This window comes from Stenotrophomonas sp. 22LJNL06-5-1 (assembly GCF_056861455.1).
In genome coordinates this window covers 183,266-208,567 of sequence record NZ_JBSPUE010000001.1, presented here as the reverse complement: position 1 = coordinate 208,567, position 25,302 = coordinate 183,266, and the positions used below count along the sequence as shown (strand labels likewise).

At 67.0% G+C, this 25,302-nt stretch carries 23 protein-coding genes; 15 read left to right on the top strand and 8 right to left on the bottom strand.

All coding sequences use genetic code 11. The features are described from left to right. The first annotated feature begins 30 nt into the window (after positions 1–30). The 5 genes from AC13GF_RS00950 (at position 31) to AC13GF_RS00930 (ending at position 7,484) form a co-directional block, all read left to right on the top strand. Positions 31–2,454: a putative bifunctional diguanylate cyclase/phosphodiesterase gene (locus AC13GF_RS00950; protein WP_483002806.1), complete on the top strand. Its 2,424-nt coding sequence runs from the start codon at positions 31–33 to the stop codon at positions 2,452–2,454. A 110-nt stretch (positions 2,455–2,564) separates the two neighbouring features. After that, complete coding sequence (locus tag AC13GF_RS00945) at positions 2,565–4,229, top strand: sensor domain-containing diguanylate cyclase (RefSeq protein WP_483002805.1); 1,665 nt, start codon at positions 2,565–2,567, stop codon at positions 4,227–4,229. A gap of 34 nt (positions 4,230–4,263) precedes the next feature. Then, positions 4,264–4,986: a pseudouridine synthase gene (locus AC13GF_RS00940; RefSeq protein WP_005408708.1), complete on the top strand. Its 723-nt coding sequence runs from the start codon at positions 4,264–4,266 to the stop codon at positions 4,984–4,986. 144 nt (positions 4,987–5,130) lie between these two features. Continuing rightward, a complete protein-coding gene (locus AC13GF_RS00935; protein ID WP_483002803.1) occupies positions 5,131–6,201 on the top strand; it encodes a sensor domain-containing diguanylate cyclase in 1,071 nt (356 codons plus the stop codon). A 122-nt stretch (positions 6,202–6,323) separates the two neighbouring features. Continuing rightward, on the top strand, positions 6,324–7,484 hold the full coding sequence (locus AC13GF_RS00930; protein WP_483003681.1) for an AAA family ATPase: 1,161 nt from the start codon (positions 6,324–6,326) through the stop codon (positions 7,482–7,484). 62 nt (positions 7,485–7,546) lie between these two features. On the opposite strand, the gene AC13GF_RS00925 is transcribed toward AC13GF_RS00930, so the two are convergent. Further along, on the bottom strand, positions 7,547–8,494 hold the full coding sequence (locus AC13GF_RS00925) for a DMT family transporter (protein ID WP_483002801.1): 948 nt from the start codon (positions 8,492–8,494) through the stop codon (positions 7,547–7,549). A 79-nt stretch (positions 8,495–8,573) separates the two neighbouring features. On the opposite strand from AC13GF_RS00925, the gene AC13GF_RS00920 reads away from it, so the two are divergent. Beyond that, entirely contained in the window at positions 8,574–9,188 is a 615-nt protein-coding gene (locus AC13GF_RS00920) for a Pr6Pr family membrane protein (RefSeq protein WP_483002799.1), read from the top strand. Here AC13GF_RS00920 and AC13GF_RS00915 read toward each other — a convergent pair. Together AC13GF_RS00915 and AC13GF_RS00910 are read right to left on the bottom strand one after the other, a co-directional pair. Beyond that, positions 9,109–9,984 (bottom strand): DUF72 domain-containing protein, encoded by an 876-nt coding sequence (locus AC13GF_RS00915; protein WP_483002798.1) that lies wholly within the window; start codon positions 9,982–9,984, stop codon positions 9,109–9,111. The two genes, AC13GF_RS00920 and AC13GF_RS00915, sit on opposite strands and share 80 nt — an antisense overlap. After that, complete coding sequence (locus tag AC13GF_RS00910) at positions 9,981–10,424, bottom strand: VOC family protein (protein ID WP_099474180.1); 444 nt, start codon at positions 10,422–10,424, stop codon at positions 9,981–9,983. Before AC13GF_RS00910 ends, AC13GF_RS00915 begins: the two co-directional genes overlap by 4 nt. Positions 10,425–10,534: 110 nt before the next feature. Between AC13GF_RS00910 and AC13GF_RS00905 the strand changes: the two genes are divergently transcribed. Together AC13GF_RS00905 and smrA are read left to right on the top strand one after the other, a co-directional pair. Further along, on the top strand, positions 10,535–12,094 hold the full coding sequence (locus AC13GF_RS00905; protein WP_483002796.1) for a serine hydrolase: 1,560 nt from the start codon (positions 10,535–10,537) through the stop codon (positions 12,092–12,094). 199 nt (positions 12,095–12,293) lie between these two features. Beyond that, complete coding sequence (smrA, locus tag AC13GF_RS00900; protein WP_483002794.1) at positions 12,294–14,126, top strand: multidrug efflux ABC transporter SmrA; 1,833 nt, start codon at positions 12,294–12,296, stop codon at positions 14,124–14,126. Positions 14,127–14,177: 51 nt separating this feature from the next. On the opposite strand, the gene AC13GF_RS00895 is transcribed toward smrA, so the two are convergent. Beyond that, complete coding sequence (locus tag AC13GF_RS00895) at positions 14,178–14,960, bottom strand: hypothetical protein (RefSeq protein WP_483002792.1); 783 nt, start codon at positions 14,958–14,960, stop codon at positions 14,178–14,180. 124 nt (positions 14,961–15,084) lie between these two features. On the opposite strand from AC13GF_RS00895, the gene agp reads away from it, so the two are divergent. Then, positions 15,085–16,299: a bifunctional glucose-1-phosphatase/inositol phosphatase gene (gene agp / locus AC13GF_RS00890; protein WP_483002790.1), complete on the top strand. Its 1,215-nt coding sequence runs from the start codon at positions 15,085–15,087 to the stop codon at positions 16,297–16,299. Between the two features lie 110 nt (positions 16,300–16,409). Next, positions 16,410–16,646 (top strand): hypothetical protein, encoded by a 237-nt coding sequence (locus AC13GF_RS00885; RefSeq protein ID WP_483002788.1) that lies wholly within the window; start codon positions 16,410–16,412, stop codon positions 16,644–16,646. 146 nt (positions 16,647–16,792) lie between these two features. Here AC13GF_RS00885 and AC13GF_RS00880 read toward each other — a convergent pair whose 3' ends face one another. Next, positions 16,793–18,601, bottom strand: coding sequence for a DUF885 domain-containing protein (locus AC13GF_RS00880; protein WP_483002786.1), 1,809 nt, complete (start codon positions 18,599–18,601; stop codon positions 16,793–16,795). A 112-nt stretch (positions 18,602–18,713) separates the two neighbouring features. Here AC13GF_RS00880 and AC13GF_RS00875 point away from each other — a divergent pair, with 112 nt between their 5' ends. Both AC13GF_RS00875 and AC13GF_RS00870 read left to right on the top strand, forming a co-directional pair. Further along, positions 18,714–19,070, top strand: coding sequence for a GFA family protein (locus AC13GF_RS00875; protein ID WP_483002784.1), 357 nt, complete (start codon positions 18,714–18,716; stop codon positions 19,068–19,070). A gap of 32 nt (positions 19,071–19,102) precedes the next feature. Next, a complete protein-coding gene (locus AC13GF_RS00870) occupies positions 19,103–19,882 on the top strand; it encodes a DUF4349 domain-containing protein (RefSeq protein WP_483003679.1) in 780 nt (259 codons plus the stop codon). 31 nt (positions 19,883–19,913) lie between these two features. On the opposite strand, the gene AC13GF_RS00865 is transcribed toward AC13GF_RS00870, so the two are convergent. Further along, positions 19,914–20,207 (bottom strand): hypothetical protein, encoded by a 294-nt coding sequence (locus tag AC13GF_RS00865; protein ID WP_005415831.1) that lies wholly within the window; start codon positions 20,205–20,207, stop codon positions 19,914–19,916. Positions 20,208–20,275: 68 nt separating this feature from the next. Beyond that, positions 20,276–21,220 (bottom strand): LysR substrate-binding domain-containing protein, encoded by a 945-nt coding sequence (locus AC13GF_RS00860; RefSeq protein WP_483002782.1) that lies wholly within the window; start codon positions 21,218–21,220, stop codon positions 20,276–20,278. A 115-nt stretch (positions 21,221–21,335) separates the two neighbouring features. Between AC13GF_RS00860 and AC13GF_RS00855 the strand changes: the two genes are divergently transcribed. Further along, positions 21,336–22,208, top strand: a complete 873-nt coding sequence (locus AC13GF_RS00855) for a DMT family transporter (protein WP_188488560.1) — start codon at positions 21,336–21,338, stop codon at positions 22,206–22,208. 588 nt (positions 22,209–22,796) lie between these two features. On the opposite strand, the gene AC13GF_RS00850 is transcribed toward AC13GF_RS00855, so the two are convergent. Then, entirely contained in the window at positions 22,797–23,699 is a 903-nt protein-coding gene (locus AC13GF_RS00850; protein ID WP_483002779.1) for a peptidylprolyl isomerase, read from the bottom strand. Positions 23,700–23,835: 136 nt separating this feature from the next. On the opposite strand from AC13GF_RS00850, the gene AC13GF_RS00845 reads away from it, so the two are divergent. Continuing rightward, positions 23,836–24,201, top strand: coding sequence for a PadR family transcriptional regulator (locus AC13GF_RS00845; protein ID WP_004150914.1), 366 nt, complete (start codon positions 23,836–23,838; stop codon positions 24,199–24,201). Beyond that, the gene (locus AC13GF_RS00840; protein WP_483002778.1) at positions 24,198–25,187 is read left to right on the top strand and encodes a sensor domain-containing protein; all 990 of its coding nucleotides are present in this window, start codon (positions 24,198–24,200) and stop codon (positions 25,185–25,187) included. Before AC13GF_RS00845 ends, AC13GF_RS00840 begins: the two co-directional genes overlap by 4 nt. Positions 25,188–25,302 lie beyond the last annotated feature (115 nt).

The window sequence follows — 25,302 nt, the reverse complement described above, 5'->3', positions numbered from 1 at the left end:
GTCACCGCAGCACATTCGGGGGGATCCGGGATGGGTAGAAGTGGCACGGACCAGCAGAGCCGGCGGGTGCCGATGACCCGTGGCCTGGGATTGCGCTTTGCGTTGTTGACGGGCATGGCGATCGGGTTGGTCGCGCTGTCCGCGTTGATCCAGGAACTGCAGGCGGCCTCGACGGCCTGGATTGCCGGCCAGGGTTACTGGTCACGGGGGCAGCAGGATGCAACCGCTGCGCTGAGCCGCTACCTGGCACGTGGCCATGCCCAGGACCTGGAGGACGCGCGGCAGGCCCTGCGGATTCCGTTGGGGGATCTGCAGGCCCGGCTGGCGCTGGAACAGGCGGTACCGGACGAGGAGAAGGCCCGGCAGGGCTTCCTGCAGGGTGGCAACGCGCGTGCCGATATCCCGCGCCTGGTGTTCTCGTTCCGCTATGCACGCGACATCGGTGCATTCCGGGAAGCAACCACGCTGTGGCGACAGACCGATGACGATCTGTTGGCCGTGCAACGGCTGGTTGCCGAGCTGCAGTCGGGGCATGCGGAGGGTGCGCTGCCAGTGGCGGACCGCGACCGGTACCTGCAACAGCTGCGTGATCTGGACCGGCGGCTGCAGGTACAGGCGCAGGCATTTTCCCAGGCGTTGCTGCGCATGGCCACGATGGTGCGGATCGCCACGCTTGCAGTCGGCGGGCTGTCGGTGCTGGCGATCAGCCTGATGGCGGTGGCCCTCGCGCGCCGCGTCGGCAAGGACCTGACCGAACATGAAAGCCGCTTCCGCGCGGCCTTCTACCAGGCCAATGTCGGCATGCTCAAGCTCGACACCGACGGCAAGGTGATCGAAGCCAACCAGGCGATGGCCGATATCCTCGACTACCGACGCGACGTGCTGCTGCAGATGTCGCTCGGCGATCTTTTGATGGAAGGTGAACTGGTCATCGATGGCGTCGGCCGCATCGACTGGGACCGGCAGCTGCGGCCGAGTGAGCTGCGCTTCTGCCGCCGCGATGGCAGCCTGGTGTGGGGGCGCTGGAGTGGCACCGGTGTGCGCAGCGCGGGAGGCGGCCTGTCGGTGTTTGCGATCATCGAGGATGTCAGCCAGAACCATGCCCTGGCACGCGAGATCGAACACCATGCCAGCCACGATCCACTGACTGGCCTGATCAACCGGCGCGAGATCGAGCGGCTGCTGGAACGTTCGCTGCTGCAGGTGCGCAGCGACGGCGGTACGCATGCGCTGTGCTACATCAACCTGGACCACTTCAAGCTGGTCAACGACAGCTTCGGCCACGCCGCCGGTGACCAGATGCTGCGCAGTTTCGCCGACTATCTGGTGGCGGCGGTACGTGACGGTGACTGGGTCGGCCGCCTGGGCGCCGACGAGTTCGCCGTGTTCCTCGCCCATGCCGGGCAGGACGAGGCCAAGCGGGTGCTGCAACGGGTGATCCGCAACCTGGGCCAGGCCACGTTCCCGATCAGCGAGGGCAGCCCGCAGCTGAGCTGCAGCATCGGCGTGGTTGAAGTCAGCGCCGACGCCCCCGATGTGAACTGGCTGATGAGTGCCGCCGACAGCGCCTGCTATGCCGCCAAGCAGGCCGGTCGCAACCGCGTGCACTGCTTCAATGAGAATCGCATGGCGCTGGAGGAACGGCGGCAGGAGGCCGAGCGGTTGCAGGGCGTCAGCCTGGCGATGGCCGAGAACCGCATGCTGTTGTATGCGCAACGCATCGCCCGCGTGGGCGATCCGACCTACCTGCACTACGAAGTGCTGGTGCGCATGCGGGGCACCGACGGCAGCCTGCACCTGCCCGGACAGTTCATGCCGGCGGTAGAGCGCTATGGCATGGCGGTGGCGCTGGACCGTCACGTGCTCGGGCTGCTGTTCCGCCACCTGCAGGTGTGCCCGGCACACGTGCGCCAGCTGGGCCTGTGCAACGTCAACGTATCGGCGCAGTCGATCGCCGAGCCGGGATTCCTCGCCTTCGTCTGCGACCTGCTCGAGCGCAACCGCGCGCTGGCCTCCAAGCTGTGCTTCGAGATCACCGAGACCGCGGCGATCAGCAACCTCAGCCAGGCCCGTGCCTTCATCGATGCGGTGAAGGCGCGTGGTTGCCGGATGGCCTTGGACGATTTCGGCTCCGGCCTGTCCTCGTTCGGCTATCTGCGCCAGTTGCCCGCGGACATCCTGAAGATTGACGGTGCCTTCGTGCGGGACATGGATACCGACCCGGTCAGCCACGCCACCGTGCGCGCGATCAGCGAGCTCGGGCGCGAGCTGCAGATGGAAGTGGTGGCCGAGTGGGTGGAGACCGCCGAGGTTGCCGGTGCACTGACCCGGCTTGGCGTGCAGGGGCTGCAGGGCTATGCCATCGAACGGCCGCAACCGCTGGAGCGGCTGACCCTGGCCGATCTGCGCCCGGTACGGCTGGTCGCGGTGAAGGGGCCGCCGGGGGCTGGCTGAACGGCGTGGCGGCGACTTTGGTCTACACGTGCGGCGCACGTCCGGCTGCGATAATGCCGGCCAGGGGCGACGCGCAGTGGGCGCGGGCGTAAGCAACAACAGGATGTGGCGTGGGCGGCAGGCAGTGGCAGTACGGAACAGGAGCGGTGCTGGTCGTACTGCTGGCGTGGTTGGCGACGCCGTGGCCGCTGCAGGCCGCAGCGGTGGAATCGGGGCGCGATTACCTGCTGGTTGGTGGCGCTACCGATGAGCCCACCCCGCATCGTGCGTGCACGCCGCGCATGCTGTCGGGCCCGCGCCAGCAGGTGCTGGTACCGGCTCCGCCGCAGGGCTGGTCAGGCCAACCGCAGGCGCTGGACGTGTTCAACGTGTTTGCCGGTGAAGTCCGGGTGCAGCACGGTGACCGCGAAATCTGCGGCAACATGCACGACGCGCGCACCCGCGATTCACGTTTCCGGGCCGGTATCGGCCTGGTGGCCGTACCGCCGGCCGGCAGCCGTGAGCCGTTCCTGGTCTCCTGGCAGACACCGCTGAAGGCACGTTGGGTACCGACCCTGCGGCTGGGCGCGCCCAGCCCGGTGCAGCAGAACGACACCGCCCGCCTGCTGGTGCGCGCGGCCTGCATCGCGGTGGCGATCGCGCTGGCGCTGTCGGCGTTGATGGCCTTCCTGACCACCCGGGATCGCAGTTTCCTGGTCTACATCGCCGGCACCACCGTGATGGTGCTGTGGCAGGCCATCCTCGGCGGGCTGAGCGGCTATCCGGAACCCTGGCTGCCGGTGGGCGAGCGCGGCGCCTGGTGGCTGCTGGCGCTGACCGCTGCGACCCAGGCACTGGTGTTGCCGGCGCTGTGGCGGCTCAATGGCGGTGACCGTGTGCTGCCGCGCTCGCGGCCGCTGCAACAGGTCGTGCTGTGGGGCATGCTGGCGCTGGCCGCGCTGGTGCCGTGGCTGCGCTGGGAACATCTGGCGTGGGTCGCGCAGACCCTGCAGGTGTCGTACGTGCTGGGCTGTGGCCTGGCGCTGGGGGTCGGTATCTGGGCCTGGCTGCGGGGAGACCGCTGGGCGCAGGCGGGCTTGGCCGCACTGGCGCCGCTGCTGGTGCTGATCATCGCTGATGCCTGCGGCGCCGAGTGGCTGATGGAGTACCGGGTGGAGGCGCTGCAGCTGGCGGTGACCTGGCTGCTGATGATGGCCGCCTATGCGTTGAACCAGCGGCTGGGCCGGCTCCGCCAGCAGCGTGATGAGCTGCGCCAGCTGGCCGAGACCGACGGCCTGACCGGGCTTCCCAACCGCCGCGCCGGACTGCAGCAGTTGGCCCGCCACCTGGAACGGGTCGACCGCGAGCGTGGCCCGTTGGTGATCGGCTTCCTCGACATCGACCTGTTCAAGGACATCAACGACCGCCATGGCCACGCGGTGGGCGACCAGGTGCTGGTGGCGGTGGCGCGTGCCCTGCGCACGGCGGTGCGCAGCCAGGACGAAGTGGTGCGGATGGGCGGCGAAGAGTTCCTGCTGCTGATGCCGGGCATGCCGCGCGAGGCGGCGTCGGCGCGGTTGGACCGGCTGCGCCAGCGCATCACCGAGGCCGGCCAGGCCCTGCAGGTGCCGGGGCTGGAAGTGACCGCCAGCATCGGCCTGGCGCAGTGGCGGCCGGGCGAGGACGATCTGGCCGGGCTGCTGCGGCGGGCCGACCACGCCATGTACGTGGCCAAGCGGGCAGGCCGCAACCGGGTCTTCGACGGCGAGGAGCTCGATCCGCCTGCCCTGGCATGAAGCGCAGCGGGCGGCGATGCCGGATAATGGGCCGATGACCACCCGACTCAACAAACATATCGCCGATACCGGCTTCTGCTCCCGCCGCGAGGCCGATCGCCTGATCGCCGCGCGTCGCGTCACCGTCAACGGCCATCCGGCCGGCACCGGCGCGGTGGTGGGCGAGGAAGACCAGGTGCTGGTTGACGGCCAGCCGCTGCGCGCGCGCGTGGCACGCAAGCCCGGCGCCCGCCGCCACGTCTACATCGCGCTGAACAAGCCGGTAGGCGTCACCTGCACGACCGAAACCTCGGTCAAGGGCAACATCGTCGACTTCGTCGGCCATGAACAGCGCATCTTCCCGATCGGCCGCCTGGACAAGGAATCCGAGGGGCTGATCCTGATGACCAGCAACGGCGACATCGTCAACCAGATCCTGCGCGCCGAGAATGGCCACCAGAAGGAATACCTGGTAGCGGTGAACAAGCCGGTTACCGATGAGTTCCTGCGCGGCATGGCGCGCGGCGTGCGCATCCACGACCAGATGACGCTGCCGTGCAAGACCTCGCGCATCGCCAAGTTCGGTTTCCGCATCACCCTGCAGCAGGGCCTGAACCGGCAGATCCGCTTGATGGCCGCCGAATTCGGCTATCGCGTGACCCAGCTGCGCCGCGTGCGCATCGACAACATCAAGATCGGCGCGCTGAAGCCGGGCCAGTGGCGCAACCTGACCGAGCAGGAACTGCAGGGCCTGCTGCCGAAGCAGCTGGACTGGTAACTCGCGGTAGTGCCGGCCGCCGGCCGGCTGCACCAGGCATCGAATGAGCGCGGGATGCCGGCCAGCGGCCGGCACTCCCCGTTGTGCGGATTACGCACCGGCATCGGCTAGACTCCGCAGTGACCTGCCGGAATGTGACGCTGCATGATCAAGCCCGACAAGCCTGCCAACGAAGCCCTTCGGCTCGAGGCGCTGTACCGCTACCGGATCCTTGATTCGCAGCGCGAGAAGTCATTCGACGACCTGGTGGCGATCGCCAAGGCGGTCTGCGGTACCTCGATGGCGGCGGTGACCCTGATCGACGTCGAACGGCAGTGGTTCAAGTCGATCCAGGGCATCGATGCGGCGGAGAACCTGCGCAGCGAATCGATGTGTGGCCACGCCATCCTGCAGCCGCAGGAAATCATGGTGGTCGAGGACGCGTTGCAGGACGTCCGCTTCCACGACAACCCGGTGGTGACCGGCGACCCGCACATTCGCTTCTACGCCGGTGCGCCACTGATCAGTTCCGATGGCCTGCCACTGGGTACGCTGTGCGTGTTCGATGCACATCCGCAGCACCTGCCCAGCGACAAGGCCGAGGCACTGGCCGCTCTGTCACGGCAGGTGATGCTGGTGATGGAGCTGCGCCGTTTTGCGCTCGACATCCAGAAGCACATGCTGGAACGCGATGACTACGAGCGCCTGCTGTCGGAGTACCAGGACGTGCTGCTGGCGCAGAATGCCGACCTTGCCGAGCAGAGCCGCACCGATGCGTTGACCGGCCTGCCCAACCGCCGCGCGATGGCGGCGGCACTGGAGGAGGCGGTGGCGGAGATCGATGGGCAACCGGGAGTGGCCTGCGTGGCCCTGCTGGACATCGACCACTTCAAGCACATCAACGATTTCCAGGGCCACGCCACCGGCGACCGGGTGCTGGCCGAGCTGGGCGTGCTGCTGCGCTCGCACTTTGCCGGCCGTGGCATGGCGGCGCGCTATGGTGGCGAAGAGTTCGTGGCGGTGATGCCGGGCACCGATCTGCGCACGGCCGAGCTGCAATGCGAGTTCCTGCGCCTGGCCGTGGCAGACCTTCCGCTGGGTTTCCCGGTCACGATCAGCATCGGCGTTGCACAGCACCAGACAGGTGAAAGCGTGGATGACATGCTGGCACGCGCCGACAAGGCGCTGTACCGGGCCAAGGGCAATGGCCGCAACCGGGTGGAACTGGCAGGCTGAAGCACCCGCCCGGCAGATCCGCGCCCTGGGTGGAGGGGGAATCCACGCGAACACCGTGCCCGTCGCATTCCCTGCGATCCACGTGATGCACCATGCAGCTTCTGTTCCCACGGACGCCGACCATGCTGCAGACCCTGGCCATCGCCCACTATCGCTCGCTGCACGGGCTGGTACTGCCGCTGCAGCAGTTGAATGTGGTGACCGGTGACAACGGCAGTGGCAAGTCCAGCCTGTACCGCGCGCTGCGCCTGCTGGCGGAGACCGCACAGGGCGGCGTCGCGGCGGTGCTGGCCCGTGAAGGGGGGCTCGGTTCGGCGCTGTGGGCCGGCCCCGAATCCATCGATCGCCGGGTTGCGGCCGGTGAGATCCCGCTGCAGGGTGGGCCCCGGCAGGCGTCGGTGGGGCTGAAGCTGGGCTTCACCACCGACGAATTCGGCTATGCCATCGATCTGGGATACCCGCCCCCCAGCCGTTCGGCATTCGCACTGGACCCGCAGATCAAGGTCGAGGCGATCTGGGCCGGGCCGTTCCTGCGCAGCGCCAACCTGCTGGTTGATCGCCGCGGGGCGATGGTACGGCAACGCCATGCGCGCGGCTGGGATCTGGTCGATGACCGGTTGTCACTGTTCGACAGCCTGTTCACCCAGGTCGGCGATCCGCAACGCATGCCGGAAACGATCACCTTGCGTGAGTACATCCGTTGCTGGCGCTTCTACGACCATTTCCGCAGCGATGCCGATGCCCCGGCGCGACAACCGGCGATGGCCACGCGCACGCCGGTGCTGCATCACGACGGCCGGGATCTGGCGGCGGCCTGGGTGACCATCCTCGAGATCGGAGATCCGGTCGCGTTGGCACGCAGCGTCGATGACGCGTTCCCCGGCGCCACGGTGGGTTTCGAGGAACTGGACGGTCGACTGGCGCTGCGCTTCCACCAGCCGGGCCTGCTGCGGCCGTTGTCGATGGCCGAACTGTCCGACGGTACGCTGCGCTTCCTGCTGCTGGCCGCGGCACTGCACACGCCACGCCCGCCGCCGCTGCTGGTGCTCAACGAGCCGGAGACCAGCCTGCATCCGGACCTGCTGCCGGCGCTGGCGCGGCTGATCATCGCGGCCAGTGCGCGCAGCCAGGTATGGGTGGTCTCACACGCCAGCCGCCTGATCGCAGCACTGGAACAGGCACCGGGGTGTCACTCGCTGCACCTGCACAAGGAACAGGGCCGCACGCTGCTGAGCGGGCAGGGCCTGCTGGATGCCCCGGCATGGCACTGGCCGCAGCGCTGACCGATTGATCCGCGCCCCGCTCGTCGCTGCGTTCAGTAGATCCACGCCATGCGTGGATGCACTCAATCGGCGATGTTGCGCGCCTCGGCCGTGCCAAGGATTTCCGGATGCTGCACCGGCTTGCGGCGGTTCAGCAGCGGATGCAGGAACACGGCGCCGACGATGATCGCCACGCCCAGGTAGAACCACGGCGTGACCTCGTGCTGCTCGCGCAGCAGCACCACCGCCAGCACCACCGCATAGACCGGCTCCAGGTTTGTCACCAGTTGCACTGTATAGGCGCTCAGGTGGCGCAGCGCGACCAGGGCCAGGGCGAACGGCAGCAGCGTGCAGAACCCGGCCAGCACCAGCAGCAGGATGCCGTCGTGCAGGTCCGGAACCACCCACAGCGGGCTGGCCAACGCCGGCAGCAGGTAGGGCATCAGCGGTGCCAGCAGGGTCAGGGTGAGGGTGCCGGCACCCAGCTCCAGTGCGGTGACCGTAAGCGGATCGGCGTGGCTGACCATGCGCTTGTTGAGCGAGCCGAACACCGCCACCAGCAGCGCCGATATCGCGCCGATCAACACACCCAGGCGCATGCCATCGGGCACGCCACCGACCACCAGCGCAACACCCGGCAGCACCGCCAGGCCGAACGCCAGTTCACGCAGCTGGAACGGCCGCTTGGCTACCCACGGTTCGATGATCGAGGTGAACACCGGCGCCAGCGCGATGCAGGTGGCAGCCACCGAGGCGTTGGCCAGTTTCACCGCGCCGTAGAAGGTCAGCCAGTGCAGGGCGACCAGCGCACCGATGCCGGCGTAACCCGCCACCACGCGCAGAGGCAAGGTGCGCAACCCACGCCAGACCCGCGGCAACAGCGCCAGCATCGCCGTCACCAGCAGCATGCGCCACCACACCAGCGGCAGCGCGGGCAGGGTGATCAGTTTGCCGAGGATGGCGGTGACGCCCCACAGCAGGACACAGAAGTGGATCTGCCACAGCGCTTTGCGGGTGTCGGGTGTGCTCATCCGCCTATTGTGAGGCAATCGCGCGGCCACCGGCGATGACTGTGGCATGCTCGCGGCAACGCCCCGGGGGAACCGAGCAATGGCTGCCGAACGCTCCGCCCTGCGCGCATGGGCCGCGCTGACCGCACTCGTGGCTGCCGCCTCGTTGCTGCTGCAGTACCTGTTGTTGCTGCGTGGTTCTGGCGCGGCGGCCGGGGTCGGCATGGCGACACTACGGTTCTTCGGCTACTTCACCATCCTCAGCAACCTGGCGGTATGCCTGGCCTGCATCCGGCTGGCGTGCGGACGATCGCTGTGTCCTGCGGCCACTGCGGTACTGGCGCTGTGCATCGGCGTGACCGGCATGGTCTACATCCTTGCGCTGCAGGGCCTGTGGCAGCCCACCGGGCTGCAATGGTGGGTCGATGCCGGCCTCCACTACGGTGTGCCGGCGCTGTATCTGCTGGGGTGGTTGCTGCTGCTGCCGCACGGCGCGCTGCGTTGGCGCGCACTGGGCGCGGTGTTGCTGGTGCCACTGGTCTATCTGGGCTGGGCAATGCTGGTCGCCGCAGTGACCGGGCAGGCGCCGTATCCGTTCCTGGAACTGCAGCGACTGGGCCCCATGGCGTTTCTTCTCAACGTGCTGCGCGTGGCGAGCGTGTTCGTGATGGGGTGGACCCTGCTGTGGGGGCTGGATCGCTGGCGCCGTCGATGAGGCGCTGCAGGGCCATGGCCGCTGCCGGGTTGCGTGCCTTGCCCGCGCCGATGCACAGCAGGTAGACCTCGCGCGGCTCTGACGGTGCCGGCCCGGCCAGGCAGGGCAGATCGTCCACCGGTTCGCCGCGTGACCAGCGGCGTGCGCGTTCGGCCCAGCGCTGCTGCACGGGTGCCGGCAGGCCCTCGTTCAAGCGGGCCTGGCTGCGCTTGATCCGCGCGTAGACGAAGCCGGCACTGACATCGCCGTGCAATGGCGCCTCGTCGCTGTCTTCGATCACCAGCGCCACGCCGTGGCGGCGCGCGGCGTCGACCAGTGCCGGGCCATGTGCCTCCGCGTTGCGGACCTCCAGCGCATGCTGCAGCGGCACTCCTTCCAGCTGCTTCGGCAGCTGCGCCATCAGGGCGCCCAATGCATCGGCGTCGGCCGGGTGGCGTGGATCGAACTGCCACAGCAACGGGCCAAGCCGGTCGCCGAGCGCAATCGCCGCCTGCAGGAAGGGCGCGGCTGCCTCCACGGTGCTGGACAGGTCGCGGCGCTGCACCAGGTAGCGTGGCGCCTTCATCGAAAACCGGAAGCCTTCCGGCGTCTGTGCGGCCCACTGCGCGCACTGCGCCGCGGTGGGCGTGCGGTAGAAGGTGCCGTTGATTTCGATGCAACGCAGGGCACGGCTGGCATGGGCCAGTTCTTCACGCTGCGGCAGGCCCACGGGGTAGAAAACGCCGCCGCGCCATTCGGGAAACACCCAGCCACCGATGCCGCAGCGGATCTCCGCCTGGCGGGCGGTCGCGGTCACTGGCCGTGGTCCGCGCGCCAGGGGTCGTAGCTGCCGAACCACCACAGGTAGCCTTCCGGGTCGGCGCAGGCGTAGCCGCGTCCGCCATAGTCCTGATCGGCGATGTCGATGACGATGCGTGCCCCGGCGGCCTTGGCCCGTGCATAGTGGGCATCGGCATCGGTGACGATCACACAGGCGCTCTGGGTCTGGCGGCCGCCGACCTCATCGGGCATCGCCGCGTGTTCGCTCCATGCGCTCTGGTTGCTGGCCGAGCCGAGCATGATCATGCCGGTGCCGAAGGTCAGCTGCGCATGGAACACCGTATCGCCATCGGCGTAGACGGCCTGGGCATGGAAGCCGAAGGCGCGTTGCAGCCAGTCGATGGCGGCCTGCGCGTCGCGATAGCGCAGACACGGAATGATGGTGGAGCCGTTGCTCGGTTGGCCGTTCCCGCCCATGACACCCCTCCTATGGCACAGGGCAGGGTGCGCCGCAGACCGTTACCATCCCGCGAAACCCCGGTGACGGCCTGCACATGGCCGCCACCCCTGTTCGGAGATCGTGCTGGATGAAACCCTGGATTGGAGGAGCCGTGCTGCTGGCGTGCACGACCATGGCGAGCGCTGCCACCCCCGCGCAGCTGCAGGACCTGGATGCGACCGTCGAGCGCGTGCGCGCGCAGTTCGACGTGCCCGGCATTGCCGTGGCGGTGGTCAAGGATGGCGAGGTGGTGCTGGAACGCGGCTGGGGCGTGCGCGAGCAGGGCAAGCCGGAACCGGTGCAGGCCGATACGCTGTTCGCCATCGCTTCCAACACCAAGGCGTTCACCGCCACCTCGCTGAACCTGCTGGCCGAGGATGGCAAGCTGAAGATGGACGACAAGGTGATTGATCACCTGCCGTCGTTCCGCATGTCCGACCCGTTCGTGACCGGGCAAATGACGATCCGCGACCTGCTGTCGCATCGCAGTGGCCTGAGCCTGGGCGCCGGTGACCTGCTGTTCTGGCCGACCACCTCCTACAGCAATGCCGAAGTGGTGGAACGGCTGGGCAAGGTGCCGCTGAAGGGCGGTTTCCGCGAGGGCTATGCGTACGACAACATCCTGTACGCGGTCGCCCAGCAGGTGATCGAGCATGTCTCCGGCATGAGCTACCAGCAGTTCCTGCAGACCCGCATCTTCGACAAGGTGGGCATGGCCGGCACGCGCTACAACGCCGATCACCTGAAGCCGGGCGACAAGGCTGCGGTCGGCCACGCCAAGTACGATTTCAAGGATCTGCGCACCGTGGCACCGCTGACCTGGTCGAACAATGCCGGCGCCGGTGGCATCTATTCCAGCGCACACGACATGGCGCGCTGGATGCAGGTGCAGCTGGCGGAGGGCAAGCTGGCCGATGGCACGGCGCTGTTCAGCGACAAGAGCCAGCAGCAGATGTGGCGGATGATCACCCCGCAGTCGATCCCGGCGCCGAGCGTGCCGGAGCTGGCACCGGCGCGGGCCAACTTCGCTGGCTACGGCGAAGGCTGGAGCCTGAGCGATTTCCGCGGGCAGAAGCTGGTCTGGCATACCGGTGGCTGGCCGGGCATGGTTTCGCGGCTGACCCTGGTACCGGGCGAGAAACTGGGCGTGGTGGTGCTGACCAATCAGGAAGTGGGCGCGGCGTTCAATGCGATCACCCTGAGCGTGCTCGATGCCTACCTGGGCGGGGAAAAGCACGACTGGGTGGATGCCTATGTCAAGGCCGTGGCCAAGGGCCAGGACAAGGCCGACGAGGCCTGGGCCAAGCACCAGAGTGCACGCGACAAGGGCAGCAGGCCGTCGCTGGCGCTGGCTGGCTACACCGGCACCTTCCGTGACCGCTGGTACGGCGACATGCAGATCAGTGCCGAGGGCAAGGGCCTGCGCCTGCGCTTCACGAAGACCGCGCAGCTGAGCGGGCGCCTGGAACACTGGCAGCACGACACCTTCATCGTGCGCTGGGACGACCGTTCGCTCAACGCCGACGCGTTCGTGAACTTCAGCCTGGACCCGGACGGCAAGGTACGCGAGGTGCGCATGCAGTCGATCTCCGACCTGACTGATTTCAGCTTCGATTTCCAGGACCTGCTGTTCACCCCGGTGAAATGACGACGCCGGGCGTGGCCCGGCGCTGCCGTGTGACGAATCCGATGGGTAGTGCCGGCCGCTGGCCGGCAACTTCATGATCCCCGGAAACGTCGCAAGGGTGCCGGCCAGCGGCCGGCACTACCGGGGCCGCGGCGAACGTCGGCTGGCGTACACACGCGGCGTGGGATACTCCGCCGGCTATTGATGGCGAGGGAATGCAATGTTCCGTTGGTTTGAATCCCTGATTCCGGTGTTCCCGCCCGTGGACGGGCGGATGCCGCCGCGCAAGGTGCTGCCGTTCTACCTGCATTACCTGCGCCCGGTGTGGCCGGTGCTGCTGGCCACGCTCATCGCCGGCCTGCTGCTGGCGCTGGTGGAAGTGGCAATGTTCGATTACCTGGGCCGCATCGTCGACATGGTCGCTGAGCAGCCTGGGGCCGGTTTCTTCCAGCGCCATGCCAATGAACTGGGCTGGATGCTGTTCATCACGGTCATCGCGCGGCCGATCCTGGTCGGCCTGCACAACCTGCTGGTCAACCAGGCCATCGTGCCCGGCCTGAGCAACCGCTCGCGCTGGTTGATGCACAACTACGTGGTGCGGCAGAGCCTGAGCTTCTTCCAGAACGACTTCGCTGGCAGCGTCGCCAACCGGGTGATGCAGACCGGTACCTCGCTGCGCGAGTCGGCGGTGCAGATGGTCGACTCGCTCTGGTACATCGTGGTCTACACCGGCACCGCGCTGTACCTGTTCGCGCAGGCCGACTGGCGGTTGATGGTGCCGCTGATCCTGTGGCTGCTGGCCTATGCGGTGATCCTGGTCTACTTCGTGCCGCGCGCGAAGGAACGCGCATGGATTGCGTCCGAAGCACGTTCCAAGGCGATGGGCCGCATCGTCGATGGCTACACCAACATTCCCACGTTGAAGCTGTTCGCCCATGGCGGGCGCGAGCAGGCCTACGTGGCCGAGTCGATCCAGGAACTGGCGGTCAAGCACCGCGCACAGACCCGGGTCACCACCGGCATGGACCTGACCATCGCCATCGTCAACGGCTTCCTGATTGCCGGCACCTGCGGTCTCGCACTGTGGCTGTGGAATGGCGGCCACATCACTGTCGGTGCGATCACGCTGGCCACCGGTCTGGTGATCCGCATCCACAACATGTCCGGCTGGATCATGTGGACCATCAACGGTATCTTCGAGGACATCGGCACGGTGCAGGATGGCATCACCACCATCGCCCAGCCGCTGACCGTGCAGGACCGTGAGGATGCGGTGCCGTTGCAGGTGACCCGTGGTGGCGTGCATTTCCAGGACATCCACTTTCATTACGGCAAGAAGGGCGGTGTGATCGCTGGCCTGGACCTGGTGGTGAAGCCGGGCGAGAAGATCGGCCTGGTCGGTCCCTCCGGTGCCGGCAAGTCGACCCTGGTCAACGTGCTGCTGCGCCTGTACGACCTGGAAAGCGGCCGCATCCTGATCGACGACCAGGACATTGCGTACGTCACCCAGGAAAGCCTGCGCCAGCAGATCGGTGTGGTCACCCAGGACACCTCGCTGCTGCACCGCTCGATCCGCGACAACCTGCTGTACGGTCGCCCTGACGCGACCGATGCGCAGTTGCGTGCTGCCGTAGCCAAGGCACGTGCCGAAGCCTTCATCGATACGCTGGTGGACGGGCAGGGGCGTCGTGGCTACGACGCACACGTCGGCGAGCGCGGCGTGAAGCTGTCCGGTGGCCAGCGCCAACGCATCGCCATCGCCCGCGTGCTGCTGAAGGACGCACCGATCCTGGTGCTGGACGAAGCGACCTCGGCGCTGGACTCGGAAGTGGAGGCGGCGATCCAGGACAGCCTGGACCAGCTGATGGGCGGCAAGACGGTGATCGCGATTGCGCACCGGCTGTCGACCATCGCGCGCATGGACCGGCTGGTGGTGATGGATCAGGGCCGCATCGTCGAGACCGGCACCCATGCCGAGCTGATTGCGGCCGGTGGCCTGTACGCGCGCTTGTGGGCGCGGCAGACCGGTGGTTTTGTGGCTGCCGATCAATGAGGGTTTGCGGGCGGATCCTTTCCGCAGGAGAGGATCCGCTCCGCTGCGGCGTTATCGACCTTCCCGCTCGGGTTCGATGCTGACCTTGATCAGGGCCACACACTTCGACGCTGGGTCGCGCCGTTGTTCGACAACGTCCCCCTGCAACTGGACACGAATGCTGCGGTCGTCCCGGGTGAACACGTAGGAGAGCCCATCCTCAATGAACGCGTACTGTGCTGGCGGCGGCTCCTCCCCAAAAATCTCCTGCGCGTAGCCGGCCTGAAGCAGGCGTTGTTGCAGTGCGCCGGCACGCAGGGGGCAATGCGCGCCAACATCCTCGTACACGAGTGGGTTGTCACGGGGCCGTTCCTCGCCCAATGGTCTGGTCTTCATCACCGTATAGCTCAGGTAGACCGCTGCGGGGTAGTAGGTGACGTCGAGGTGCTGGCTGAACTGGTTTCCTTTGGGGAGGTTCATTGCGGAGACCTGCAACGCACGTTCCGGCGCCGGGTTGGGGTTCCAGGGCTCGGCGCGCGGCTGTGGCATCGGCGACTGGTTCAGGTGCAGTCGCAGGCCGTCGCAGAGCGCCGGCAATCGCAGCGCATGCAGATCGGTTGGCTTGCCGTGCAATGACAGCAGCAGGTTCACCACCCTGTCGGAGACATCCTGCGGGTCGCGTTCGTCGAACAGGGTGTTCGGTTGCGACACTGCCGAAAGTGGCATTGGGCAGCTGCCAGGTGCCGCCCATTGCTGGAAGTCATAGTCATCGGCGGCAAAGGCCGTGGCTGACGCCAGAGTGGCGGCAAGTACGGTTGCGATTGCGAAGAGGGTACTGTGCCTTTCCCTGGGCATGATCCGGATCCTTGTGTTGGCCAGTGGCCGATATTGGCACTGTAGCGCAGCAGCCTGCGGCTCACCCGCAGCAAGGGCCAGAGCCTATGCTGGTTGCGTCCTGTCCATCCCACAAGGTGCTTCCATGTTCCTGTCCGCGCGTTGCGCCCTGTTGCTGGCCCTGCTGTCTACCTGCACGGTGTGTCCTGCCGCCGGGAATACCGGCGACCAGCTCGAGCAGGTCATCCTGCTCAGCCGCCACAGCCTGCGCGCGCCGGTGGTGGCGTCCGGTGCTTTGGCCAACGCCACTCCGGAACGCTGTCCAGGCTGGGAGGTGGCGGCAGGCGAGCTGACCACCAAGGGCGGCGTGCTGGAGGTCTACATGGGCCGTTACATGGGCCAGTGGCTGCGTCAGGCGCAGCTGTTGCCGGCCTCGGGTTGCCCGCAACCGGCTGACTTCCACGCCCATGCCAACAGCCTGCAGCGCACCCAGGCCACCGCGCAGTTCTTCGTTGCCGGTGCCTTCCCGGGCTGTCATGTTGCGGTCGAACAGCGCATGCCGCTGGGCACGATGGATCCGTTGTTCGATCCGGTGATCCACCGCGGCGACGCGGCATTCCGCAAGCGCGCGCTGTCGGCGATGCAGCAGGCGCTGTCCGCATCCGATCTGGCACCGGCACTGTCCGTGGTGGACGGGATCACCCGCTATCCGCAGTCGGCGGCATGCAAGGGGCACAGCGATTGCCATCTGGCGCTGTCCGACACCACCTTCAGCGCGGAACCGGGCAAGGAGCCACGCGCGTCCGGATCACTGGCCCTGGCCAGCGGGCTGGTCGATGCCTTGTTGATGGAGCACTACCAGGGCAGTGGCATCCCCCGCGAAGGTTGGGGCCGGTTGACCACCGAGGCGCAATGGCAGGCCCTGGCGCAGATCCGCAACCGCTACCAGGACATCCTGTTCGGAACGCCCGAGGTGGCGCGGGATGTGGCCGGACCGCTGCTGGCTCGCGTGGATGCGTTGTTGGAAGATCCCGCATCGCCGAAGGTGAGCCTGCTGGTCGGTCACGATTCCAATATCGGTTCGGTGCTGGCGGCGTTGGGAATCAGCGACTACAGCCTGCCGGGGCAGTACGAGAAGACGCCGATCGGCGGCCTGCTGCAGTTCGAGCGCTGGCGTGATCGTGGGGCCGGTGAAGTGCGTTATCGGTTGGTGTATGTCTATCCCACGCGCGAGCAGCTACGTGGTGCGATCCCGTTGACCGACGCACAGCCGCCGGGCCGGGTGGAGCTGATGCTGCCGGGCTGTGCGCAGTCGGGTTGCAGTGAAGCGCAGTTCAAGAACCTGCTGCATTCACCTTGAATCCGGGATGGATGGCAGCGTCGCATTGTGATGAGACGGAAGCAGCTTCGCGCCCCTTATGTTCGGATTCGAGTAGTCTCCAGCGATCAACCAAGCGATCCCGGTGAATCATGAACATCACGGACTTTCTTGTAATGGACGGTGATGGGGATGAAATATGGGCGGATCCCCATGGCAGCAACGTTGCCTTTATGTGTTTTGATTGTGGATATCCGGTGGTGGCCGATGCCTCGGAGAACCAACGTGGGAGCGATGAGGATTGTCCCGCTGCCTGCCGCGGGTGTGGTGTGGAGTACTTCCTCGATTTGAGATTGAATTCGAGGAAGCTGTATATCCACATCGTCTGATTGAGTGGCGGCAAAGCGGTGCGAACCAAGGTTCGCACCCACCAGGATGGTAGTTCGCACCCACCAGGATGGCAGTTCGCAACCGCCAGAACAGAAAACGGCCCGGGTTTCCCCGGGCCGTTCTGTTTCACCTCACACCTGCGCGATCACTCGATCGGCTGGTCCAGCATCAGCTGGCGTGCGAAACGCACCGGCGGGGCGCCGTAGGACAGCACCTGATCGTGGTAGGCCTTCAGGTTGAACTTGTCGCCCAGCTTCTCCTGCACCGCCTTGCGGGTGTCGAAGTGCTCCTGCGCACCGACGAAGTAGGTCGGCAGCTGCGCCGAGGTCAGCTGCGCGCGCACCCACTTGCCGGCGGCTTCGCTTTCCTGCTGGAACGCATCGTGGGTCATCAGGTGCATCGCCTTCTCGCGATCCCAGTTGTCCACGTGCACGCCCTGGTCGAGGATCGCGTTGGAGATCGTGCGCAGGTAGAACTTCAGCTGCACCAGGTGGAACAGCGGGTCGTTGTTGAGGTAACCCTGCTCCTGCATCATGCGCTCGGTGTAGACCGCCCAGCCTTCGGCGAACAGGCCCGAACGCAGCACCGCACGCAGGGTGGAGGGGAACTTGGCCGAGTGCCAGCCTTCCAGGTAGTGGCCCGGGGTGCCTTCGTGGATGCTCAGCAGGTGGATCATGCGCGAGTTGTACTCACGCAGGAACGAGTCGACCTGCTTCTCGTTCCAGTCGTCCGGAATCGGCGACACGGCGTAGAAGGTCTTCAGGTTCTTGTCCAGCGGGCCCGGTGAATCGCAGTAGGCCACGGCCACGCCACGCTGGAATTCCGGCATCAGGATGATGTCCACCGGCGCGTCGGGCAGGGTCACCAGGTCGTGCTCGCGCACGAACGCGGTGGACTGCTCCAACGCGGCCTTGGCATCGTCGACCACCTTGTCGCGTGCCGGCTTGTCGGCGTAGGCCAGTTCCAGCGCGGCTTCGATGGCCTTCTGCTGCTGCTCGTCGGTCGGCTGGGCCGGCATCTCCGGCGCACCCGGCTTGTCCTTCAGCACGGTCTGCGCGATGCCGTACATGTCTTCACGCACGCGCTTGAGTTCGGCGCGTGCACGCTCACCGATCTCCTGGCGCGACAGCGAGGAGCTCAGCGCGAACTTCAGCTTCTGGTCGTACTTTTCCGCACCGATGCGGAAGTCGCCCTTGGCATTCGGCACCAGGGTCTTGTCCAGCCAGGTCTGCTGCTCGTCCACGGCCTTCTTCAGGCCCTCGATGGCCGCCTGCAGGCGCTGCTGGTCGGCCTGTGGCAGTTCACCGATGTGCGGGGTGATGAAGGTATCGACGATGCTGAGGATGCCCTTGTTCTGCTTGGCCACCGTCTCTGCATGGATCTTCGGCACGCGGGCTGGATCCAGGTTCTCGCGTGCCTGGGCGAAGATCGCCGGCAGCTTTTCCATGCGCGCGGTGGCCGACTTCAGGCGCTCCGGCAGCGGCGCGAACTCGCGGGCCATCAGGCCGTAGATCGCGCTGCCGGCGATGCCGTTGTACAGCTGCGGGTCCCACTTGCCGGACTGCAGCACTTCGGCGTTCCAGATTTCCGACTGCAGCTGGTTGCGCAGGATCGCCGCGTCCACCTGGTTCTCGCGACCCAGCTTGGCCACCTCGATCTTGTCCAGCTCGCCCAGTAGCGCCTTGTAGGCGGCGACGGTCTTCTGCTGGCCGGCGGCACTCAGGTCGTCCAGCTCGCTGTCGTAGCGATGGTCACCGATCTGGGTGGCGCTGACCGGCGACAGCTGCATCCAGGTGTCCAGGGCGCGCTTGGACAGATCGGCGAAGGCGGCATCGACCGCCGCGTCACCGGCCTGCTGGCTGGCGGCCGGGGTGGAACCGTTGGTCGGGGCGTCGGCCGGCTGGCAACCGGCCAGGGCGGCGACCAGGGCGAGGGCAAGAAGATGCGGGCGCATCGGCGTTCCTGTACAGGGTCAAACCCCGAGCATAGGGCCCCGTGGCCGCTTTGTCCCCGTGCCATAGGATTACCATGGACGCAGACACGGACCCTCCAGCGGAGCACAGGACATGGAATACCAGGGAAGCTGCCATTGCGGCAGGATCGCATTCACCGTACAGGCTGAGGCGCCGATCAGCGACGTCATCGACTGCAACTGCTCGATGTGCCGTCGCCGCGGCAGCCTGCTGTGGTTCGCCCCGCGTGATGCGTTCCAACTGGCCACCGATCCGGCGGACGTGGCGACCTATCACTTCAACAAGGCCCACATCGATCATCACCATTGCCGCGAGTGCGGTGTAGCGCCCTACAGCGAAGCGGTGGACCCGCGCACCGGCACGCCAATGGTGGCGGTGAACGTGCGCTGCGTGCCGCAGGTGGATCTGACCACGCTGGCGGTGATGTCCTACGACGGAGCCGCACTGTGAGGCCGCTGCGTGCGTGGTCGCATGTGATAGCGATGCCGGTGCTGCTGTTGGCGCTGGCAGCCTGTGCCAAGAACGGTGAGCGCGCGGCAGAGGCGGGTGCCACCGCAGCCGATGCCGCTGTTGCTTCGCCGGAAGGCGCCTTCCTGGCCTACGAACACGATGTGCAGGTGCAGCTGGAGGCGGCGCAGATCGCACCCCGCATCCAGCAGGTGGCGCAGGCCTGCCAGAGCGCGAAGTTCGGCGACTGTGCAGTGTTGCAGGTCGACCAGCGCAGCGGCGAGCAGCCCAGCGGCGAGGTCAAGGTGCGCATCGCACCGAAGGGCACCGAGCCGCTGATCGCGATGGCCGGTGAAGGCGGCACGCTGCAGTCACGCAACACGCGTGCCGAGGACCTCGCGCAGGCCGTGGCCGACACCGCGCTGACCAAGGCGCGGCTGGAGAAGGAACACGCGCGGCTGCTGTCCTACCAGGACCGCAAGGACCTGAAGATCGAAGACCTGATGGCGATCACCACGCGCCTGTCGGAGATCGAAGCGGGCGTCGAGCAGGCCAGCAAGGATGCCGCGCAGCAGCGCCGGCGCATCGATACGCAACTGGTGACGATCCACTTCGACACCACCTCGGGCCAGCGCAGCCGCAGCGAGATCGGCGAGGCGCTGAGCGAATCGGGCGGCATCCTCAGCACCAGCGTTGCGTTCCTGATCCGCGCTGTTGCCGCGCTGCTGCCGGTGGCGGTGCTGGCCTTGATCGCGGCCTGGGGTGTGCGGGCGTGGTGGCGTCGCCGCCGTCGCAAGCTGCCGCCCAACCTCTGAGGTAGAGGCTGATGCCGGCAGCCAGCCGGCATCAGCCCTCGTCGGTCTCGTACTCGACGAACACATCCAGCTCCAGCGCGAGTTCCTGCACGGCATCGCGCACCTTCTGCGCGGTGCTTTCGTTGCCGACTTCCACTTCCAGCTCGTGGATGCCCGGGCCGATGTCATCGGACAGCCCGGCCGAACTGGAATCGTCGTCGTCCATGTGCGGCATCAGGTCGTCGGTTTCCTCAACATGTTCGATGCCGTCCAGGCCGAGCAGCAGGTCGCTGATGGCGCGGGCGTCGTCTTCGGTTCCGGTGATGCGCAGTCGCAGCATGGCCATGGCGTAGGTACGTTGTGGAGTTGCCTGCAGCCTAGCCAGCGCCGGGCAAAGAACGGGTGAGGGCGCAGTCAGGCGCGTGTGGCCGGGCGCCCGAGCAGGCTGTCCGGCAGTGCTGGAACCGGTGTGCGTTCGTCCTGCGCCTGCTCCAGCAACCAGTCGATGAACAGGCGCGCGGCCGGGCTCGGCGGTTGTCCTTCGGCATGCACCACGTGATAGGCGTAGCGCGCCTTCAGCGCCGGGCCGGGCAGGCGTACCACCTCGTAGCGCTGCAGGTAGGGCTGGGCGATGTGGGTGCGCGCCAGCACCGCGCCCATGCCATACACCGCTGCACGCATCGCATCGGTGCTGTCGGCAAAGGTGTGCATCGGCGGCAGCGGCGACGGTGGGCGCACACCCGCGTGGCGGAACCAGTCGCGCCAGCCCTGCGGCGACAGGTCGGTCAGCAGTGGCAACCCGGCGATGCGCGCCGGATCGACCAGCGATTCGACCCCGGCCAGTGCCGGCGAGGCGACCGGGAACAGGTAGTCATCCATCAGGTGCTGCGCACGCAGGCCCGGCCATTGGCCCAGCCCGTAGCGGATGCCGACTTCCGGTCCGTTGTCGTCGTAGCGATCCAGGCCGCTGCCGGTGTGCAGCTCGATGCGGATGTGCGGATAGCTCTGGGTGAAGCGCGGCAACCGTGGCAGCAGCCAGCAGTAGGAGAGCGAGCGCAGTGTGGTGATCCGCAGCGGCACGCTGTCGGCATCCGGCTGCAGGTGATGGGCGACCGCCGCAACGTCGGTGAAGGCAGTGCTGGCGGCGTCGGCCAGCTGCCGGCCCTCGGCGGTCAGGCGCACGCCGCGGGCGTGGCGCAGGAACAGGCGTACTTCCAGCACTTCTTCCAGACGGCGCACGTGGTGGCTGACCGCACTGGCGGTCAGGTGCAGCTCCTGCGCGGCCTGGGCGAAGTTCTGGTGGCGCGCGGCGACCGCGAACACGGCCAGTGCGGGGAGCAGGGAAGGGCGCAGCTGCATGTCGAGCCTCAAACCATATTTGTGGCTGGCAGCGATACTACGCGCTTGTGCGGCGGGCGTCTGCGCCTGATCCTGTCTGCCTTGGCACGAAACAGACGATGGACGGAGGCAGGGCATGAATGCGGTCCCACAGGCGGCCGAGCGCGACTGGCGCACGCCGCTGGAATTGACCCTGCTGGGCGCCATCTGGGGCTGCTCGTTCCTGTTCATGCGGGTGGCGGTGCCGTCGTTCGGCCCGTTCGCGCTGGTCGAGGTGCGGCTGGTGCTGGGCGCGCTGGTGCTGCTGCCGTTCCTGTGGCGCGCCCGCGCGCAGTTCCCGCCGCGGCGCTGGCTGTGGCTGGCACCGATCGGCCTGATCAACTCGGCGCTGCCGTTCGTGCTGTTCGCCTATGCCGCCGAACAGGCACCGGCTGCGATCGGTGCGATCTGCAATGCGATGACGGTGCTGTTCGCCGCGCTTATCGCGTTCCTGTTCTTCGGCGAGAAGATCGGCATGCGCCGCGCTGGCGCGTTGCTGGTCGGCTTTGCCGGCGTGGTGGTGCTGGCCACGGCCAAGGTCTCCGGCCTGAGCATCGGCACTGCGGTGCTGGCCGGTGCGGCGGCTTCGCTGCTGTACGGCCTGGGCGTGAACCTGGTGAAGCGGCACATGACCGGCCTGCCTTCGGCAGCAGCGGCGGCGGCAACGCTGTCGTGTGCCTCGCTGTGGATGCTGCCGATGGCAGTCACGCACTGGCCGCAGGCGGCAATTCCGCTTAAGGCGTGGGGTGCGGCGATCGCACTGGGCGTGGCCTGCACCGGGCTGGCGTTCCTGATGTTCTACCGCCTGATCGGCCGCATCGGCCCGTCACGCGCGTCGACGGTGACCTACCTGATTCCGCTGTTCGGCGCGGCGTTTGCGTGGTTGTTCCTGGGTGAGCCGGTGACGTTGCAGATGCTGATTGCCGGTGCGTTGATTCTGGGGAGTGTGGCGGTGAGTCAGAAGGGCTGAGGGTGCCCACGCAGTGGTAGCACCGAGCCATGCCCGGCGGGCCCATTTCCGCGCCTGCGGGGAGGTGTCACTTTCTTTGCTCGTGCAAAGAAAGTAACCAAAGAAACACGCCGCCAGGTCGCGAGCCGGTGCTGCGCACCGGTACCCTGCGCTCCTCGGCCCGTCGAGGGACGGCGCGGGAACTCGCTGCGCTCAAACACCCGCGCCTCTTCGCCCTCGCCGGACCTGCGGTGCTCGGCTCGCTCAAGGCGGACCCAGATCAAAGGCCACAGCTGCACCCAGTGGATTCACGCCATGCGCGGATGTTTTTGCTGTTGATCTTGATTTTTCAGTCCGCCTTGAGCGAGCCGAGTATCGCAGGGGAATCAGGAGCGAAGAGGTGCCGATGTCCTGTAGAGCCGACTGTTAGTCGGCTGCCTTCTGCACACCGTCCCCTGATTCACCGAGAAGCGCAGGGGACCGACGTGCGAAGCACGGCGGGCTCGCGGCTGGCGGAACGTTTCTTTTGGTTACTTTTCTTTGCGTACAAAGAAAAGTAACGCCCATGAACGATGAAGCGCCTTCAGCACGCGTAACGTGTGGAAACCATCACCGCACCGGAACCGGGATATTGCAAAGATCGATATGACCCGCCGGGCGCTTGTAGAAATCATCCACGCGATTACGCCGTGCCTCCACCGTATCGGCAAAGGTCTTCGAGTCGGTACGCAGTACCTGGATCGGCGTGCGCTCTGCCGCCGGCACATCGCTGGCACGGCGGATCGACACGATCGGCGTGCGCAGCTTCGGGTCGGTGTAGAAGCCCATCGGCGCCGGTCCGCGCGGGGTTGCGCTGAGCAGTTCCATGCCCTTCAGCACGCGACCCACCAGGGTGATGTTGCGGTCCAGCTGGCGCGGTGACTGGCCGGTCACCACGTACAGTTCGGCGCCGATGCTGCTGTCTTCCTCGTTGCTGCGGCCGGCACCGAGCATGCCGTAGCAGTGCGCCAGCCAGGCCTTGCCGGCCTGCGGGTCCTGGCCGACCGGGAAGCCGTCGACGAAACCGGTCTGCGCGGCCCAGCCATCGCGGTCGGGCAGCACGCTCATCTTCAGGCCCGCGCTGGCGCGTTCGAATTCGGCCGGCAGCTTGCGCGCGGCACTGCCGAACGGCTTGGCCTTGGCTGCGTCATCGGCGTCTGCATCGCCGAACTGCACTACGAAGTTGTCCTGCGAGCGGTAGATGCTGGTGCCGTCCCAGAAGTGCTCGTGGGCGAAGGTCTGGATGTTGGCGACATGGCGCGGGGCGAACTGCGGTGCCAGCTCGATGATCACCTGCCCGGCCGGCAGGTCCATGTACAGCAGGTTGGCCGGGTCCGAGGTGCGCCAGTCGCTGGCGGCCGACGCATCGAGGATCTGCTGCGGGCTGCGGTAGGGCGTGGCGGCGCTGGCCAGGGCGGGCAGCAGGCAGGCGAGGGCAAGGGCGGTCAGGGCGAGACGGCGGCGGTGCGGCATGGGAACCCCGGAACATGAACAAGGCTTCGATTCTGCGCGAGCGGCTCTCCAACGCCAACCGGCACGATGACTAACGACACATTCGCTATACCGAACTTCGCACTACTGTGGACTTCAACGTAGTGGAGGGCCGGTCATGTCCGAGGACGATGTCCACCTGAAGAAGTTCCAGAAGGAGCTCAGCGCCGGAACGGTGTCGCTGGCCTTGCTGGCGGTGCTGGCCCGGGCCGGCGAGCCGCTGTACGGCTACCTGATCGCCAAGGAGCTGGAGCGGGTGGGGGAGGGCGTGCTGAGCGGCAAGCAGAGCGCGCTGTACCCGGTGCTGCGCAACCTGGAGGGCGCTGGCCTGCTGGAAAGCCATGTGGAGCCGTCCAGCAGCGGGCCGCCGCGGCGCTACTACCGCATCAACGAACGTGGCCGCGAGGTGCTGGCGCAGTGGCGCCAGGCCTGGCAGGCCACCCGCGATTCCGTCGATTCCGTGTTGGAGGGGGTACCGCAATGAACGACCCGAGCCTGGCAGGCCGAGCCCTGCCCACGACCATTCCGCAGTACCTGGCGCAGCTGCGCGCGGCGCTGGAAGGTGCCGACCCGGCGATGGTGCAGGACGCGCTGTACGACGCCGAGGAGTACCTGCGCTCGGAACTGGCGGCGCAGCCCGGCCGCAGCGAGGCCGAGGTGATCGCGGACGTTGCCGGTAGCTATGGCGCGCCGGACGAAGTGGCCGAGATCTACCGCGAGACCGAAGTGACGGTGAACCGCGCGCTGCGTACGCCGCGCGCGGATACCGCGCCGGTGCTGCGCGCAGCGGCCGAAGCCAGTGGCGTCGAGCCGGCTGCACCGTCGCCGGTGCTGGCGCAGCGCTCGCTGCTGGCGCGCTTCTTCGGCGTGGTGACCGATCCGCATACCTACGGCGCGCTGTTCTACATGCTGCTGTCGCTGGCCACCGGCATCTTCTTCTTCACCTGGGTGGTGACCGGCCTGTCTTTGTCGCTGGGCCTGCTGATCCTGATCATCGGCATTCCGCTGACCGTGCTGTTCTTCGGCTCGGTGCGCGGGCTGGCGCTGCTGGAAGGGCGGCTGGTGGAAGCACTGCTGGGCGAACGCATGCCGCGCCGCCCGCGTTACACCGACCGCAGCCGCACGTGGCTGCAGCGCATCGGCGACATGTTCACTGACGGCCGCACCTGGCTGACGCTGCTGTACTTCGTGCTGATGCTGCCGCTGGGCGTGATCTACTTCACCATCGCGGTGACGCTGCTGTCGCTGTCGCTGAGCCTGATCTGGGCGCCGGTCGCGGCGATCTTCAGTGGCGACATCCCCGGCGTGTACATCAACGACGTGAATGTGCTGCCGATGGCGGCCTCGCCGCTGGTGGCGATCGTGGTTGCCGCGGCGGGCGCACTGCTGCTGCTGCTGACGATGCACCTGGCTCGCGGCATCGGCAAGCTGCACGGGCTGATCGCCAAGAACCTGCTGGTGCGGTTGTAAGCGGGAATCCACGCTTCGGTAGGTGCCAACCTTGGTTGGCACGATCCATCAGATACTGGGATTCATGGTAGAGCGCCAACCAAGGTTGGCATCTACCAGGGCGCACCGACCCAGG

Coding starts and splice junctions, on each gene's coding strand:
- AC13GF_RS00950 (WP_483002806.1), top strand. CDS start 31: ATGGGTAGAAGTGGCACGGACCAGCAGAGCCGGCGGGTGCCGATGACC.
- AC13GF_RS00940 (WP_005408708.1), top strand. CDS start 4,264: ATGACCACCCGACTCAACAAACATATCGCCGATACCGGCTTCTGCTCC.
- AC13GF_RS00935 (WP_483002803.1), top strand. CDS start 5,131: ATGATCAAGCCCGACAAGCCTGCCAACGAAGCCCTTCGGCTCGAGGCG.
- AC13GF_RS00930 (WP_483003681.1), top strand. CDS start 6,324: ATGCTGCAGACCCTGGCCATCGCCCACTATCGCTCGCTGCACGGGCTG.
- AC13GF_RS00925 (WP_483002801.1), bottom strand. CDS start 8,494: ATGAGCACACCCGACACCCGCAAAGCGCTGTGGCAGATCCACTTCTGT.
- AC13GF_RS00920 (WP_483002799.1), top strand. CDS start 8,574: ATGGCTGCCGAACGCTCCGCCCTGCGCGCATGGGCCGCGCTGACCGCA.
- AC13GF_RS00910 (WP_099474180.1), bottom strand. CDS start 10,424: ATGGGCGGGAACGGCCAACCGAGCAACGGCTCCACCATCATTCCGTGT.
- AC13GF_RS00905 (WP_483002796.1), top strand. CDS start 10,535: ATGAAACCCTGGATTGGAGGAGCCGTGCTGCTGGCGTGCACGACCATG.
- smrA (WP_483002794.1), top strand. CDS start 12,294: ATGTTCCGTTGGTTTGAATCCCTGATTCCGGTGTTCCCGCCCGTGGAC.
- AC13GF_RS00895 (WP_483002792.1), bottom strand. CDS start 14,960: ATGCCCAGGGAAAGGCACAGTACCCTCTTCGCAATCGCAACCGTACTT.
- agp (WP_483002790.1), top strand. CDS start 15,085: ATGTTCCTGTCCGCGCGTTGCGCCCTGTTGCTGGCCCTGCTGTCTACC.
- AC13GF_RS00885 (WP_483002788.1), top strand. CDS start 16,410: ATGAACATCACGGACTTTCTTGTAATGGACGGTGATGGGGATGAAATA.
- AC13GF_RS00880 (WP_483002786.1), bottom strand. CDS start 18,601: ATGCGCCCGCATCTTCTTGCCCTCGCCCTGGTCGCCGCCCTGGCCGGT.
- AC13GF_RS00875 (WP_483002784.1), top strand. CDS start 18,714: ATGGAATACCAGGGAAGCTGCCATTGCGGCAGGATCGCATTCACCGTA.
- AC13GF_RS00870 (WP_483003679.1), top strand. CDS start 19,103: ATGCCGGTGCTGCTGTTGGCGCTGGCAGCCTGTGCCAAGAACGGTGAG.
- AC13GF_RS00865 (WP_005415831.1), bottom strand. CDS start 20,207: ATGGCCATGCTGCGACTGCGCATCACCGGAACCGAAGACGACGCCCGC.
- AC13GF_RS00860 (WP_483002782.1), bottom strand. CDS start 21,220: ATGCAGCTGCGCCCTTCCCTGCTCCCCGCACTGGCCGTGTTCGCGGTC.
- AC13GF_RS00855 (WP_188488560.1), top strand. CDS start 21,336: ATGAATGCGGTCCCACAGGCGGCCGAGCGCGACTGGCGCACGCCGCTG.
- AC13GF_RS00850 (WP_483002779.1), bottom strand. CDS start 23,699: ATGCCGCACCGCCGCCGTCTCGCCCTGACCGCCCTTGCCCTCGCCTGC.
- AC13GF_RS00845 (WP_004150914.1), top strand. CDS start 23,836: ATGTCCGAGGACGATGTCCACCTGAAGAAGTTCCAGAAGGAGCTCAGC.
- AC13GF_RS00840 (WP_483002778.1), top strand. CDS start 24,198: ATGAACGACCCGAGCCTGGCAGGCCGAGCCCTGCCCACGACCATTCCG.